At 35.9% G+C, this 15,113-nt stretch carries 13 protein-coding genes, 14 tRNA genes, 1 rRNA gene and 1 pseudogene; 2 read left to right on the top strand and 27 right to left on the bottom strand.

Features of this window, described 5'->3' with window-relative positions; translation table 11 throughout:
- Positions 1-2: 2 nt before the first annotated feature.
- Entirely contained in the window at positions 3-689 is a 687-nt protein-coding gene (locus BUB45_RS17815; RefSeq protein ID WP_073012995.1) for a 4'-phosphopantetheinyl transferase family protein, read from the bottom strand.
- Between the two features lie 277 nt (positions 690-966).
- Between BUB45_RS17815 and BUB45_RS17810 the strand changes: the two genes are divergently transcribed.
- On the top strand, positions 967-2,721 hold the full coding sequence (locus BUB45_RS17810; RefSeq protein ID WP_073012993.1) for an ABC transporter substrate-binding protein: 1,755 nt from the start codon (positions 967-969) through the stop codon (positions 2,719-2,721).
- A 256-nt stretch (positions 2,722-2,977) separates the two neighbouring features.
- Complete coding sequence (locus BUB45_RS17805; RefSeq protein WP_073012990.1) at positions 2,978-4,219, top strand: MDR family MFS transporter; 1,242 nt, start codon at positions 2,978-2,980, stop codon at positions 4,217-4,219.
- Positions 4,220-4,848: 629 nt separating this feature from the next.
- On the opposite strand, the gene BUB45_RS20690 is transcribed toward BUB45_RS17805, so the two are convergent.
- From BUB45_RS20690 to rrf, 26 genes and pseudogenes are all read right to left on the bottom strand, one after another.
- Positions 4,849-5,556: a sodium:solute symporter family protein gene (locus tag BUB45_RS20690; protein WP_280157593.1), complete on the bottom strand. Its 708-nt coding sequence runs from the start codon at positions 5,554-5,556 to the stop codon at positions 4,849-4,851.
- An 80-nt stretch (positions 5,557-5,636) separates the two neighbouring features.
- Positions 5,637-6,290 carry a sodium:solute symporter family transporter gene (locus BUB45_RS20685; protein ID WP_280157586.1) on the bottom strand — a complete coding sequence of 218 codons (654 nt, stop codon included), beginning with the start codon at positions 6,288-6,290 and terminating at the stop codon, positions 5,637-5,639.
- Positions 6,291-6,320: 30 nt separating this feature from the next.
- On the bottom strand, positions 6,321-7,937 hold the full coding sequence (locus BUB45_RS17795; RefSeq protein ID WP_084723800.1) for an amidohydrolase: 1,617 nt from the start codon (positions 7,935-7,937) through the stop codon (positions 6,321-6,323).
- An 808-nt stretch (positions 7,938-8,745) separates the two neighbouring features.
- Complete coding sequence (gene plsY / locus BUB45_RS17790) at positions 8,746-9,372, bottom strand: glycerol-3-phosphate 1-O-acyltransferase PlsY (protein WP_073012987.1); 627 nt, start codon at positions 9,370-9,372, stop codon at positions 8,746-8,748.
- 146 nt (positions 9,373-9,518) lie between these two features.
- Positions 9,519-9,971: a VOC family protein gene (locus tag BUB45_RS17785; protein WP_073012984.1), complete on the bottom strand. Its 453-nt coding sequence runs from the start codon at positions 9,969-9,971 to the stop codon at positions 9,519-9,521.
- A gap of 175 nt (positions 9,972-10,146) precedes the next feature.
- The gene (locus BUB45_RS17780) at positions 10,147-10,629 is read right to left on the bottom strand and encodes a GNAT family N-acetyltransferase (protein ID WP_073012981.1); all 483 of its coding nucleotides are present in this window, start codon (positions 10,627-10,629) and stop codon (positions 10,147-10,149) included.
- Positions 10,630-10,702: 73 nt separating this feature from the next.
- On the bottom strand, positions 10,703-11,311 hold the full coding sequence (locus BUB45_RS17775; RefSeq protein WP_084723798.1) for a metallophosphoesterase family protein: 609 nt from the start codon (positions 11,309-11,311) through the stop codon (positions 10,703-10,705).
- Positions 11,250-11,444, bottom strand: a complete 195-nt coding sequence (locus BUB45_RS20830; RefSeq protein WP_084723795.1) for a metallophosphoesterase family protein — start codon at positions 11,442-11,444, stop codon at positions 11,250-11,252. The genes BUB45_RS17775 and BUB45_RS20830 overlap by 62 nt, the downstream gene beginning before the upstream one ends.
- Positions 11,445-11,576: 132 nt before the next feature.
- Positions 11,577-11,780 carry a GNAT family N-acetyltransferase gene (locus tag BUB45_RS20515; RefSeq protein ID WP_244527766.1) on the bottom strand — a complete coding sequence of 68 codons (204 nt, stop codon included), beginning with the start codon at positions 11,778-11,780 and terminating at the stop codon, positions 11,577-11,579.
- Between the two features lie 289 nt (positions 11,781-12,069).
- Positions 12,070-12,615 (bottom strand): GNAT family N-acetyltransferase, encoded by a 546-nt coding sequence (locus tag BUB45_RS17765; protein WP_073012978.1) that lies wholly within the window; start codon positions 12,613-12,615, stop codon positions 12,070-12,072.
- 123 nt (positions 12,616-12,738) lie between these two features.
- A pseudogene (locus tag BUB45_RS17760) lies at positions 12,739-13,236 on the bottom strand (P-loop nucleotide/nucleoside kinase family protein).
- Between the two features lie 222 nt (positions 13,237-13,458).
- A tRNA-Leu gene (locus tag BUB45_RS17755) sits at positions 13,459-13,543 on the bottom strand.
- Between the two features lie 9 nt (positions 13,544-13,552).
- Positions 13,553-13,626, bottom strand: a tRNA-Cys gene (locus tag BUB45_RS17750).
- A gap of 16 nt (positions 13,627-13,642) precedes the next feature.
- Positions 13,643-13,717 (bottom strand) — tRNA-Gly (locus tag BUB45_RS17745).
- Between the two features lie 4 nt (positions 13,718-13,721).
- Positions 13,722-13,796, bottom strand: a tRNA-Gln gene (locus tag BUB45_RS17740).
- 12 nt (positions 13,797-13,808) lie between these two features.
- Positions 13,809-13,881 (bottom strand) — tRNA-His (locus BUB45_RS17735).
- Between the two features lie 8 nt (positions 13,882-13,889).
- Positions 13,890-13,963: transfer RNA gene (locus BUB45_RS17730), tRNA-Trp, on the bottom strand.
- An 11-nt stretch (positions 13,964-13,974) separates the two neighbouring features.
- Positions 13,975-14,059, bottom strand: a tRNA-Tyr gene (locus BUB45_RS17725).
- 18 nt (positions 14,060-14,077) lie between these two features.
- Positions 14,078-14,153 (bottom strand) — tRNA-Phe (locus BUB45_RS17720).
- A 36-nt stretch (positions 14,154-14,189) separates the two neighbouring features.
- A tRNA-Asp gene (locus BUB45_RS17715) sits at positions 14,190-14,266 on the bottom strand.
- Between the two features lie 17 nt (positions 14,267-14,283).
- Positions 14,284-14,360: transfer RNA gene (locus BUB45_RS17710), tRNA-Met, on the bottom strand.
- A gap of 73 nt (positions 14,361-14,433) precedes the next feature.
- Positions 14,434-14,509 (bottom strand) — tRNA-Val (locus BUB45_RS17705).
- 5 nt (positions 14,510-14,514) lie between these two features.
- A tRNA-Glu gene (locus BUB45_RS17700) sits at positions 14,515-14,589 on the bottom strand.
- 24 nt (positions 14,590-14,613) lie between these two features.
- A tRNA-Ser gene (locus BUB45_RS17695) sits at positions 14,614-14,705 on the bottom strand.
- Between the two features lie 2 nt (positions 14,706-14,707).
- Positions 14,708-14,782: transfer RNA gene (locus BUB45_RS17690), tRNA-Asn, on the bottom strand.
- 23 nt (positions 14,783-14,805) lie between these two features.
- Positions 14,806-14,921: ribosomal RNA gene (gene rrf, locus BUB45_RS17685) — 5S ribosomal RNA — on the bottom strand.
- Positions 14,922-15,113: the final 192 nt, after the last annotated feature.

The raw sequence follows: 15,113 nt of genomic DNA, 5'->3' as shown, positions 1-15,113 counted from the left end.
TATCAAACAAAAAAATTTTCTAACAAGCCCATATTAACTTCGTTTAGTTGGCACTCTTTTGGAAAAAAATCTTCTCTATAACAAACCGATAATTTATAGTTAGCTACAGCATCATATTGTTTAAAATAGTACTCATTATCATCAAAATCTTGTTTAATATATATTTCTTCCTTGTACTTCCATATCGAAAACCGATCTAAAGGCACATTTAATCCTAGTCCCATATTTTTCACAAAAGACTCCTTCAATGTCCATATTTCAAAAAAAGTTTCTTTCCTCTCTGCAGCAGGAGTTCGAAGATAATGTTGTATTTCCGTGCTTGAAAAAAATGTTAGTACTATATCGTCAAAATCGCATCTATTCACTTTTTCTATATCAATTCCTATCCCGAATTCTCCAACTGCCACAACTATCCAATCACCGGAGTGTGAAATATTGTAATGAACATGATGAGAAGAACAAAAAGGTTTACCAAATTCCCCTAACCCAAACGTTAAATCATTGTAGCTGACATGTAATCTTTTTGACAATATATATCTAACTAACAAATCAGAAATCAACGTTCTATAAGAATCGGATATTCTAACAAAAGATCTAATTTTTTCTTTTTTTTCTAAATCAATAACATTTAATAAACGAGAAAAATTATGTATTTTTGTTGGCAACTTGATTAGATAAATATCTAACATATATCACACCCTACTTTTTCATAAGATAAGAAAGCATAAAATTTGATGCTATGGCGTAACCAATTGCGCCTTTGTTCTAACTATTAAAAACTAAAATTAATTCCTAATATAATAGAACTATAAAAAATTTAAAATTTCCTTTATTATAGTATAATCATGCTATGAAAGTAATTTTTTTCCTTTTCATTATCTATGTTTTATTGTATATTGGAAAATAATAAGAAAAAAGTGAAATATGAAATTTTATTTTTCATATTTTGAAGGAGTTTGTTTTCAAATGGAGGTTTTAGAGTACTATATCGATTTAAAATTTAAATATCAACAGGCGGATAAAATACTAATATCCAAACAAGAAATAGCAGCTATTCTTTTCTGTTCTTCTAGAAATGCTCACTATATATTGCAAAAATGGATTGAAAAAGGGTATGTTGCTTGGAAAGGTCAACGTGGTCGTGGCAAAAAATCAACCTTAACATTTTTAAAGCCTTTGGACGAAGCAGCACTTCTTCATGTTGAAAATTTGGTTAAAAAGGAGAAAGTGAAAGAAGCAGTAAACTTTGTAAAACAAAGTAATTTTTCCTCTAGCCTAAAAGAGAATCTTTTATCTACGATTAAAAATGCATTTGGTATTCAACATATAGACAATCAAGAGGAAATGAATGATATTTTACATATGCCATGTCAACACAGTATGTATAATATGAACCCTTTTTTTGTAACAATTGCTACAGAGGCTCATATCCTAAATGAGGTCTTTGACACACTAGTTCGTTATAATCCTGTTAGCAAAACGATCGAACCCCATCTTGCACATGGATGGGAAGTTAACGAGGACTACTCCATTTGGACCTTTTATATTCGCAAAGGGGTTCGATTTCATGATGGAAAAACTTTAACTAGTAAAGACGTTCAATGGACATTTCAATCACTTATAAATGGTGGAATAGATATTCCAAATAAATGGTTGTTGGAGGGGATACAAGATATTACGATTCAAAACAAGTACATCATATCCTTTCACTTAAAAGATGGGAATCGTGTATTTTCCAATTTTTTAAGTGCTATTTTCACATCTATTATCCCTATAGGATATGATATTAATAGCTCCATTCTTATAGGAACGGGACCTTTCAAAATTGACTTTGTGAATGATAAAAAAATTGTTTTAAAGGCTTTTGAATATCATTTTCAAGGAAGACCTTTTTTAGACCAAATTCAAATGTGGAAACTACCTGAAACTAACCTTAATCCATTGAATTTTTTTACCCATGATAATCTAGGAAAAGATAAAACGAAAGGATTAACTTATACCATTTATGATAATGGAAGTAATTACTTAATATTTAACATGAAAAAGTCAGGTGCCCACCAAAGCTGTTTCTTTAAACAGGCAGTGAGTGAAATGATTGATTCTCGAAAAATGGTACAGGACTTGGGGGGAGCAAGAGAAGCGCCTTCCACAAGTTTTATTCCAAGTAAGAGCGATTACAAGAACATGAAGCATTCGACTATAAAGGCAAAACAACTTCTTAATAAATCGAAATACAAAGGTGAAATTATCCATTTAGCTGCATTACGTTTTGAAGATTTTTTAGAGGATGCCAATTGGATGGCACACAAACTAAAGGAGATCGGGATTAAGGTTAAAGTTCACCCAATTGAGTTAGCGGATATTTACAATGAAGATTTCATGTTATCCTTTGATGCCGTTTACACAGGAGAAGGGTTTGAAGATAATATAGAGTTAGCAATTCTAATACTGCTTCGCAATGAATATGGAATTCGTAGATTTCTTAGTCCTTCTCAACTTGACGAATTAGACAAAGGGTTCAATGCTATAATAAAACAGCCTAATTTTGAGGGATTTCTTCAAGTATTTCAAGCAGTTGAAGAAAAGTTAAAAGAAGATGGCACCATTATTTTTACCGTTCATGCATCTGAACAGGACACCTTCCAATCAAATTTACAAGGAATTCATATAAGCGGATACGGTTGGCCAATATTCCAGAAGTTATGGATAAAAAAAGAATGAGCTTATAATTTATAAATAGCTAATATAATGATTATCACAAGCATTTTTTGAAAGATGTATTTTTAATATAGGATACCCCTTTAATAATAATTATAGCTAGTAGATTAGAGTATGGACTGCATGCTTATTTACTGTTGGACTTTTCTCATTTAGAAAAACAAATTCTCTAAAAAATGTGAAATATAAAAACATACATTGCACTTTTTCCTTCTTAATTTCCAATATACAATATTAAGAGGGAAGGAGAAGAAAAGTAATGAATTTATCTGATTTTAAACAATTTCATTTGAATATTAAAATCCGCATGGTTGTTTCATTTGTTTCGGATATAGCGGAAATGAGTATATTTCCCTTTATGGCCATTTATTTTTCCAGTAATCTAGGAATAGCTTGGGCTGGAGCAATTTTAACATTGACAACCGTTGTATCGATCATCTTTGGTATGTATGGGGGTTCTTTTGCAGATCGGTTTGGAAGAAAAAAAGTCATGGTAGCAGGAAGTATGATTCAAACAATTTCATTTGTCATTATTGCTCTTGCTAATTCTCCATGGTTTGAATCTGTCTGGCTTACTTTTTTTATGTTTTTTCTATTAAGTATTACCAGCAGATTTATCGACCCTGCCTCAGAAGCACTCCTAATAGACGTTAGTTCAGAGGAAGAACAGCCCTTGATGTATCGATTTGTCTATTGGTCTAGCAATCTTGCATTCTCCATTGGGATCATCCTCGGTGGTTTATTCTTCCAAACTCATAAATTTGAGCTGTTTTTAGGATTTGCCATCCTCTCAATCTTTACATTCTTGTTAACAGTGGGATGGATTCAAGATGATTATGTGCCAAAAAATGATAAGAAAAATGGTGTTATTTTAGGCTTTATTTCCGATTATATAAAAGTATTAAAAGACGTTCGTTTTATGGTCCTTTGCGTATCAACACTACTCATTCTATCGTTAGAATTTCAGCTATATGGCTTTATCGCTGTTCGTCTAAATGAAGATATTCATACTTCGATTTTCGGACTCATCATTGATGGTCCCAAAATGTTAAGCATTCTAATTGTTACTAATACGATGATTGTAATTTTAGCATCGGGTATAGTTGGAAACATAGCTCAGAAAATAAATATGAATACTACTTTGTTCGTAGGCTTGTTTATGTACGTATTGGGTTATAGCTTCTTAGCATGGAATAACGTGATAGTCCTGTTAACAGTTGCAATCGCAGTAGCTACTGTAGGAGAAATTCTTTTCCAGCCTATTCGTTCAACCTATGTAGCTCAATTGGCAAATAAAGATGCAAGAGGCTCTTATATAGCAGTGAGCGGATTATCCATGGATGCAGGACAAATATTAGGTAGTTTAGGTCTAATGGTTAGTGCTTTATTATCGAATGCTATGATGACAGTTCTGTTTTTGTTAATAGGCGGCCTTGGGATAATGGGTTTCTTATGGACCGTTCAGGATTATAGATTAAAAACAAAAAAAGATATTGCGTAGAACTTTAAAAACTAGTACAGAGCGACATATACAAAAAGTGTTTTTATATTATTTTCTGCCTCTTAGCTAATTAAAATGAAATAAGCTTGAACATACTGAAAACTAAGAACAAAGGTGCAAGCGCCCGTTTAGCAACGTAGCGACTGGAACGAATCAACTCAAGTTTTAGGAATCATGCTCCTGCAACAGGAGTATGCCGGCGCCCTCCGGCAAACCCGTCTTTAGCCGGCCTTCCTATTTAGAACGAACCGATGATGAATTATCCTAGGGCAATGGAGTGAATTCGCCTAATTGTTGAGTGCTGGAGCCGGACGGGGCCCATTCGGTTATTTGGTTACGCCATAGCATCAAATTTTATACTTTCTTATCTTTCAAAATAAACTGTTAATTGGTTCTTAATTACTCTTAAACAAATACAATGTTTTAATAGTTTCTATTTAATATAGACAGCAGTATGAAACATTAGACGAAAAACTAAAAGGAAGGAAGCAAATATGTTTTAGGACATACTTCATTTATGTAAATTATAGAAGATTTACGACAAGTATTCGGATATGTTTTTTAGCTAATTCGTATTACTATCTTTCGTTATTTTCAAAAACAAAGTGATCACCGCCTCCCAATAATAATTAATTTGCTATATCTATAGAGTTATCTTGCTCCTTGTCCTTTGTCAGGAATGAAACAATAAGCAACGTTAGAATAGAAATAGGCAATCCGAGAAATACCGGATGTACTCCAAAAGGATGACCTGAAATTTGCCATGTAACCGCAACAACGAGCCCTAACCACATGGATGAAATACCTGCTTGTTTGGTTGCACCTTTCCAAAATAGCCCAAAAACAACAGGTGCCAATAAGCCCGATACCAACATGGCTGTACCAGTTACCCATAGATTTACTAATTGTGGAATATACAAGGAAAGCAATAATGCAAAGACTGAAACTAAAATTACGGATAAGCGACTGTATTTCAATAACTTTGTATCATCCCTATTCTTCATTCTAGGTTTAATTAAATCATTGATAACGGAAGAAGAACTTGCCATAAAAAAGGAATCAGCAGTTGAAATAACGGTTGCCATTAACGCGGTAATCATGATTATAATTATTGGGAAATGAAAAACGTTTGTAATAACTTCATAATAAATTAACGCTGAATTTTCCATATTAAGTTGTAAACCATATTTTCCTAAGACTCCAATAGCAATTACAAATGCTCCAATTAAACAACCAAGGATGATGGAAGCCCAGTATCCACGAAGAGCTACTCTGTCACTACTGGCTGCCCAATACCTTTGCCATAAATCTTGCCGAACAAACTGATAACCTCCAATTGTAACAGTATATATTAAAACTTCTGTTGTCGGTATTCCAAAAACATTTAAGTGGCTTCCTTCGTTTATTGCCTGAGCATTTACTGTGAAATAGTACTAAAATCTCCTGCAACAATTAAAGTGGCAAAGAATAGTAAGAATACACCAACTGTCTGTATAGTCCCATGAACAGCATCCTGCCATATAACAGATTTTAATCCCCCGTAATATGTCTTGATGGTTAATAGAACCCAACTAATTACAACCCCTGTGGTCATGCTAAGGCCAATCGTCAAATTTAATATAGTGGCAATAGCAGTAAATTGCATACCTGTAATTGCGCAATAGGCAATCAATATACTTATAACAGTAGGAATACGTGCGGATTCACCGTATCGAAGTGCTGTAAAGTCACCAATGGTAACCATTCTATGTTTACTTCCTATCTTTCTAATCTTTTTTACTAGAAAGAAGGCCATAAGTATTCCCACTACTAATAAGCTAATGTTCAACCATTGCTGTCCCATCCCTAAAACATATCCATTTTCCATAAAACCGAGTAATGTCGATCCCCCAACAGCAGTCCCAACAAAAGTTAGGATAATAGGAAATAATGATACATTTCTGCTTGCCAAATTGTAATCATCATATGTTTTAATCGAACTTTTATTAATGTAAACAGAAAGGGCGAATAAAAAGAAGAAATAAAGAATCACTATGGAACCTAATACCATTTTTTGTTCTTCCGGGAACATTCATGGTCCTACCCTTCTATATTTTATTTTTTATTGATTGTAGATTAATTTTCCATTTAAAAACGTATATTCCACATTGATATCTATTAGGTTCTCTACATCTATTTCGTACGGATTCTCAGAAACAACAATAATATCTGCTTTTGCGGAAGGTCTAATTACACCAATTAAATGTTCTTCCCCTGAACTATATGCTGCATCGGCTGTGTATGCTTTAATCGCATCGTGTATAGTAATGTTTTGCGTTTTATCGAGTACTTGACCAGATATTGTTTTTCTGTTTACCGCTGCATAAATCCCTGTCCATGGATTGCCACCAGTAACAGGCAAGTCTGAATTTCCTGGTGCAACAATATCATACTCCTTAAAGTAGCGATGAGGATAAACTCGTTTTACTCTTTCTTCTCCAAGGTTTTTCAAATAACTATCACCCAAATAATAAACAAAACCTATGGAGGAAGCAGCTATTAATTCAAGATTCTTCATCCTCCTTAAATGATCATGAGTTGGAAGACCACAATGTTCAATACGATTTCTCATTTTCTTGATATCAACAGATGTACTTGCTCGTTCAAACGCAGTAATAGCTACTTCTATTGCTCTTTCTCCAATTCCATGTATCGCCACTCTTAATCCAGCTTCTAAGGCTTGTTTCACAAAAGGGGAAAAGTGATCTGCATTATCATACAGGATGCCGCGGTTCTCTTCATTTTCATAGGGCATTTCTACTGCTGCCGTTTTCCCCCCTACACTACCATCAAGCATGAACTTCATGCCTTGAACTTTTATCATATCGTCACCCAAACCACTTTGAATACCCAAGGCTAAAACTTCATCAAAATAACCTTGAAATCCATTTTGATCGATCGCCCAAAACCATGGCCTAATTCTTACTTGTAAGTCTTTATTCATATCCATTTCCTGATAAGCCCTAAAGTAGTTAGCCTGTGTACCCATTTCATGTACGGTTGTTATTCCCCATTTAGCAAAATCTTTTTGCGCTAATTTCATTCCTTTTATGATATCTTTCACTTTGTATTGAGGGACAGCTATCATTCCTTGAGCTTTTTCTTGAACCAGGCCTGTTAATTTCCCAGTATCTTTTTCACGTTCTATATGCCCACCATCAGGACTTGAAGTATTTTCAGAAACACCACTAATTTCTAGCGCTTTTGAATTACATACAGCCATATGTTTACAGGTTCTCTCTAAAATAACCGGATGGTTTGGAGCAACTTTATCTAAATCCCATCGTGTTGGATTTCGCTTTTCTTTCATTCTACTGTCATCCCACCCCCACCCTCTAATCCATTCACCTTCTGGCAATCGATCCGCTTTTTCTTTAACTTTTTTTAGGATAGCTCCTATGGATGGAGTTTCGTTAGGGCGACAGTCTAATTTAAGTAAATTTAATCCGTATTCAACCGGATGTGTATGACTTTCAATAAATCCTGGTAATACCGTTTTTCCATTCACATCTACAATTTGAGTATTCTCACCTTTCCAAGAAAAAACCTCTTCCTCAGATCCAACGTAGACAATGTTTCCATCTTTAATTGCTATTGCCTCAGCTCTCGGTTGCAGGTCATCCATGGTAAAAACTCTCGCATTCATAATAATTGTATCCGCTTCCAAATAATATCTCATTTTATTTCTTCCTTTCGTTTAATATATACTAAAACTATAGGCGTTACGTGCAATCATTTAGCGCCCGTGGATGGCACATTTGATCTGAAGAAAACGTTTGTTAATAATTTGAATAAGCTCAATAACATCTTAACAGCCAAGGACAAGTAAGTTTCCATTAAGACTGTTGTATCGTTGTTAAATGGTGATGTACCTCGATAACACCAAAATTTTCGTAAATCATATTCTACGCAATTCTGCATACTTTGTATGTATTTACCAACAAGGAGAAAAGCTGATTTACTGCTGATTAAGAAAATGAAATGTTTTATTTTGAAAAACTTTTACCTCTTATAATTAAAATCTTAGTTATGGAATCGCTACCTTCTCTAATAAAATTAAAACCAGTAATAAAAAAGAGTATAAAATAATATACCTCCATTTTTATTACTGATTTTATCTAAGGAATGCTCTATTTCTGGAATAGAGTCTATTAGATTAAGCAGCTCTTAAATGTTTAATTATTTATAATTTAACAAATATTCTTTCTTTAGTCAACCTATTTCTGTATCATTTAAGTATTTACATTATCTCTACTTTTATCACTTAATGGGATACCACCCGCAGTACGCCTTTATTTTAGCCCACCAAAACGTAATATCTATGTTTAAAATTTTATCAACTTATAAAACAATTCCAATAGAATCTTTAAAGGTTGCGAAGTTCTTTCTCGAAAAGCATGCACATTTCGTTACGTTACATGTATTTCAACTCCCAATAGCACTCCCCCAAAACTATAACCTTAATGGTAAATCCACTACCATTAAAATCAAAATATAAGTTTATTTTCTGTGCCTGAAAGTAACCTTTGTATATTTTCTCTGTGTTTAATAATAATAATGGCAGCCATTAAACAAGCAAATATATTAAAATAAAAGGTATGTCCAAAAACAGAAATAAATGAGACAACTGGAATAAGTCCAGTAGCACTAATTGTTCCTAAAGATACATACCGTGTCATAGCTACAATTAATATAAAAAAAGTAATGCATAAAAGAGCCAGAATCCAATTAACCATAAACAGCACAGACACTGCTGTTAATGCTCCCTTCCCCCCTCTAAATTTAAAAAATAAAGGCCAGTTATGCCCAATAACTGCTCCTAAACCTGCGACTAAAAGGCTTAAACTATCTTGAGCATCTACCGTATAGAAGTAAACTTCAAAGAAAATTAGACCTATAAAACAAGCAATTATCCCCTTTAAAACATCTCCGACAAGAACAAATACCGCAGCGGTTTTACCTAATACCCTCAACGTATTGGTTAGCCCCGCGCTTCTACTTCCACAGCTCCTTATATCTCTTCCATATAATTTTCCAACAATGACAGCAGAGTTAAGGCTACCTAAAAAATAACCAGAGGCTAAAGAAGAAAATAACAGTATGATATTAGTCATTACTTCCTCCTTTAATTTCCAAAGTGATTTTCTGATTCAAAAATGATTTTATTCATGATTTGCGCCCTTTTATTGAATAAGAATTTTTTTCAAATCGAGCCGAATTGGCATATAACATTTCAGTATACTTATAAAACGTCACTCACTTATTTGTTACCGAGTTGTTCCGCCAAACCGATTAAAAGTCCCTCGGTTCCACGAATGTAACAGAGCCGATACGAGTTCTCGTACTGAACCACTTCGCCTACGAGCTGGGCACCATACTTAGTAAGTTTGGCCACCATTTCGTCAATGTCTTCAACGGTGAACATTACACGTAGATAACCGAGGGCGTTTACAGGAGCAGTCCGGTGATCCGATATAGTAGGCGGGGTGAGATATCGCGAAAGTTCAAGTCGGCTGTGGCCATCTGGGGTAACCATCATAGCAATCTCAACGCACTGAGAACCCAGTCCTGTTACACGACCAGCCCATTCACCTTCGACAGTGGTTCTCCCTTCAAGGTTCAAGCCAATCTCCTCGAAGAAAGAGATTGCGTTATCAAGGGATTCTACAGCGATGCCGACATTGTCCATTCTTAGTAATTTGCTTTTTGTCATAGTTTTATCTCCTTATGTGTGAAATTTATTACTATAGACTTCTTCTAGATTGCTAAAACAATTCCTTTATATCTATACCATTTCTTTTATTTGATTAAATGACCCTTTTCATAAATAATCATAAATAAAGAGCACAACTCTTATTCTAGAATTGCGCCCGATTCTGGAAGATTAATTATTCCTTTTCTGGATTCAATGATTTTACCATTGAGTAATAACTACTTCCAGGTGGATAATCTTTAACTTCTCCAACAACTTTATAACCGTGTAATTCATAGAATGATCGAGCTTGGAATTCAAACGTCGTTAACATTACCTTTGTTGCTCCTTTTTCTAGAGCTATTTCTTCTGTTTTACTCAATAACGAACCGCCTAACCCATTATCACGAAACTTTTTATCAAACCAAAAGTCATTTATTTCAAGCCAATTCCAATAAACCTCCGCAGTAATTCCACCGATCCATCTGCCTTCATCATTGGTTACGATGATATTTATTGGCTGTACTGATTCTTTTTTTCTTACATTTTTATGATGGATTGAATGTTCATTATTGAATTCCCTAATCTTAGTATTTAAGAATGTTGAAAACTCTTCGTTATTTTCCAATGATACATTTATGCTATGTTTCCCCGAGATATTTACTTGGTTGTTAAACATAATGGCCCTTATATGCGATACTGGCGCTAATCCTTATTCAATAATTGCGCCCGATTATGGAACAATCATTTAATCAATTTCCAATAATCTCTTTATCTTGATTGCCATGAAAAATACTTAACAAAGCTTCTTTATCAGGCACGTTATACTTGTAATAATCACGAAGAAACTCTTGATTGTCATACTGTATTTCTTTAAACGTGCAATTAATGCAGCCATCATTTTTAATATTGATAATTGCATAATTCGCTACTGGTTTTGAATTACATCCCAATGAGCCAGGGTTAATATAAATCCTGTGACTTCCTCTAAAATGATGTAAGATGTGATGATGTCCAAAACAAACTATGTCTGCGTCTTCATTCACATAAAAATTATCAAGCTTTGTCGCCGAAGGATTATTATCTATACTTAGAAATTGATTCTTATCATTCAAATGGTAATGCAGAAACAAAAACTTTTTGCCATTAATCGTAATTTCTATTCTTTTTGGCATTTTATTAATAAATGAAATATATTCTTTATCCATATTTTTTGCTATCCAATAATGATGGTCTCTCTCTTCGCCACTGCTTCCAGGTTCTACCCCATGAAAGATATTTAGTATAGATTCATCGTGGTTACCTTGAACATGAAATATCATTTCTTGAGAGAAGCCCCTCAAGGACCTGATTTGTCTCATGTCCAATGGCAATCAAATCTCCTAAGCAATAGATATGCTCTATATTTCCTTGTTCATCTATATCTTTAAGTACGGCATTAAGTGCAGAACTGTTCCCATGTATATCCGTTAGTACAGCAATATTCTTAGACATAACTTCTCCTTCCAATGTTCAACTGAATGGCCTATTTGATGAAACTCAACCTTAAATATCTTCGACAGCTTAATAAATACTTTTGCTTTAAAGCTCCATAAAGTGACTTGGTTTTGGATAAATATCGCCCTTTTAGATTGAGTTGTAAAATTTATCCGCTTGCTTTGTATCCGTATGAAGCACTAAAATTTTATAATGCTTTCTGGCTTCGTTAATTATATTTGTTACAAGAATACTACCGATGCCATTCCTTCTATAATCCATATCAACATAAAACCTTTTCAGTCTGCCTATATGTTGTTCATTAGAAAACGGGTCCTTGTTTAGTTTGCCAATAGAGATAACTAAACCTTTTTCATTAAATACACCAAAGATCCCTTCTCCAAAATGGCTAAACGTATTAATACCATTTTTTTAATCATTCAATAACCGTTCTACAAAGCGAAAACCTTCTTCTTTGCTTTGCTCTACTAAAGTGTCTAAAATTTAAAAACAGATTAATAATTTTTCTTATCTCCTATCCCCGCATACACTGCTCACTCCAAGTGTTTTTCCACAAAATGGCCTAATTCAAGCTCAATGCTTCTTCTACAACTGCTTCCTTTTACGGAACAGCGCATAGGCATCATCCATTAAATCTTCCCATTACAATGGTATTGTAGTATTCTTTATCAGATAAAAGTTTGTCATTTTTCAAAATCCCTTCGGTTTTGAAGCCGAAATTCTCATAGAGATTTATTGCTTTCTCATTTGTCTCAAGAACATTTAAGGTTATTTTTTTTATTCCGTTTGAGTCAGCCCAGGCAATTGATTCTTTTAGTAGATTCTTACCAATTCCATAACCCCAATAATCTTTTAGGATACAAACCCCAAACTCTACTTTGTGTGCAAACCTTTTCAAACGATTGCCTTCGCATCTTGAAAAGCCGACAATCTTGTCATGAATTACAGCAACTAAAAAAAGGTTCTTCTTATTTTCTGTATCTGTTTTAATTAGTTCTTCAAAACCTTGAATGTCTATAAATGCTTCACCTTTTTCTCTGTCAAGGTTTTCAGTCTCTCCATCGATTTGCAATCTGATTTCAGACAATTCCTTTGCGTCTATATTTTTAGCAGATCTAATTACATAGGTTGTATCGCTTACAATAAATTCTTGCTGATCAATTCTCATCCGTTCCCCCCACCCTTTATTTGTTTTATTTATTTAAACAATCTCGCCCGATACAAACACAGTGCTTCCTCCACAACTGCGCCCGATTGATGAAGATGCGACATTTTTATGTCGAACTCCTTGTTATTCTTTTCCACTGAACTCTAAAATATTTAAACCCTCTGATACTTCAGGTGCTTCAAAAAAGTTAGTAACATGAGTAAACATCTCTTCCGTGTCAAACTCTGCTCTTTCGGGTTGTTCTATTCGCCTTTGTGCAATTTGACGTAAGCATTACTCGTTAGTTAAATTAAGGTAAATTAGTTGATGGCTTGAATTGACATCTAAAACTAATTCCAAAAACCATTTTCGCTGCCCTTGAGTATTAGCTGGAAAATCCATTACTACATCTGTACCGACACTTAATATGTTTTGGACATGCTTTTTTACCAACGGCTTGATCTGTGCCGAAAATTTTAGATAATCCTCAAATGATTCGATTTGATTGGGATAAAGGGATGAAAGCCATTCATCCTCAGATAACAGTACCGCATTTTTATTTACTGCTATTTCTTTTGATTTAGTTGATTTTCCTGCACCCATTTTTCCGCAGAAAAAGTATAAATTCCCACTTTGTTTCATATTCTAGCGGTTCTGCCGCCATATCTATTTCATGCGGCAACTCATTTCTTCGCCTAATATATCCCATTAAAAAAACGCCCTCCTCTGGTTAGTTTAAAGGAAAGCGTCTGTTCGTCCGTACGCGCGGGACTGAATATCGCACGTACTATGTTATATACAACGCAAAAAAAGACATCCCTACGAATAGATTCCGTAAGAATGTCGTCATATCAATCTTAATGATACCGGTGGTCGGGGTCGAACCGACACTCCCAAAAAGGGAACGGGATTTTGAGTCCCGCGCGTCTGCCAATTCCGCCACACCGGCATAGTATATTGGAGGCGGTAACCGGATTTGAACCGGTGATAAAGGTTTTGCAGACCTCTGCCTTACCACTTGGCTATACCGCCATCCTAAAAACAAAATTGGAGCGGAAGACGGGATTCGAACCCGCGACCCCCACCTTGGCAAGGTGGTGTTCTACCACTGAACTACTTCCGCTTCATGGCTGGGCCACCAGGATTCGAACCTGGGGTACACGGGATCAAAACCCGATGCCTTACCGCTTGGCTATGGCCCAATATACAAAAAGGGCGACCGGTGGGGATCGAACCCACGTGTGCCGGAGCCACAATCCGGTGCGTTAACCACTTCGCCACGGCCGCCATATGATTGGCAGGGGTAGTAGGAATCGAACCCACATCAAAGGTTTTGGAGACCTTCGTTTTACCATTAAACTATACCCCTAAATATGAAAATGGTGGAGGGGGAGAGATTCGAACTCCCGAACCCTGAGGGAGCGGATTTACAGTCCGCCGCGTTTAGCCACTTCGCTACCCCTCCACGATATGGAAACAAAAATGGTGGCTCGAGACGGAATCGAACCGCCGACACAGGGATTTTCAGTCCCTTGCTCTACCGACTGAGCTATCGAGCCATTTGTTTTATGTATGAAAGCAAAACTAGTTTAAAGTGGCGGTCCGGACGGGACTCGAACCCGCGACCTCCTGCGTGACAGGCAGGCATTCTAACCAACTGAACTACCGGACCAAAAAACTAACAAATATTGGTTGCGGGGACAGGATTTGAACCTGTGACCTTTGGGTTATGAGCCCAACGAGCTACCAGACTGCTCCACCCCGCGATATGAATGATATTTTCAAGAGCCTATAAAACAGTTTACTAAAACTAAATTAAAGTTTCAAGCATTTTCGAACTGGTGGAGGATGCAGGGCTCGAACCTGCGACCCCTTGCTTGTAAGGCAAGTGCTCTCCCAGCTGAGCTAATCCTCCTCAAATGGTGACCCGTACGGGATTCGAACCCGTGTTACCGCCGTGAAAGGGCGGTGTCTTAACCACTTGACCAACGGGCCAATTATGTATGTGACAGTTTATAGTGGCGGAGAGCGAGGGATTCGAACCCTCGAGGCCGCGGTAACGGCCTACACGATTTCCAATCGTGCTCCTTCGGCCACTCGGACAGCTCTCCATTGGCTCCACAGGTAGGATTCGAACCTACGACCGATCGGTTAACAGCCGATTGCTCTACCACTGAGCTACTGTGGAATAATACCAATTAGAATGACTATGCCTGGCGGCGTCCTACTCTTGCAGGGACAAAGTCCCAACTACCATCGGCGCTGGAGAGCTTAACTACTGTGTTCGGCATGGGAACAGGTGTGACCTCTCCGCCATTACTACCAGGCAAAGTTGCTATCTGTTATGTTGTGCTTCAAAGAGGCACAAATCTTATTATAATCGTTTTTGTGAAAAAATCAAGATCTTTGTTGAAAAAAGTCATTTTTTCCTTGTTACCTTGAAAACTAAATAAGAGATCATTCAACGTACATCTACCAAAAAGGTTAGTTAAGTCCTCGATCGATTAGTATTCGTCAGC

It is taken from the genome of Virgibacillus chiguensis (assembly GCF_900129865.1).
In the GTDB taxonomy this organism is placed as follows: domain Bacteria; phylum Bacillota; class Bacilli; order Bacillales; family Amphibacillaceae; genus Virgibacillus; species Virgibacillus chiguensis.
Note: the sequence above shows the minus strand (reverse complement) of the source record. Positions and strands in the feature narration are given on the sequence as shown.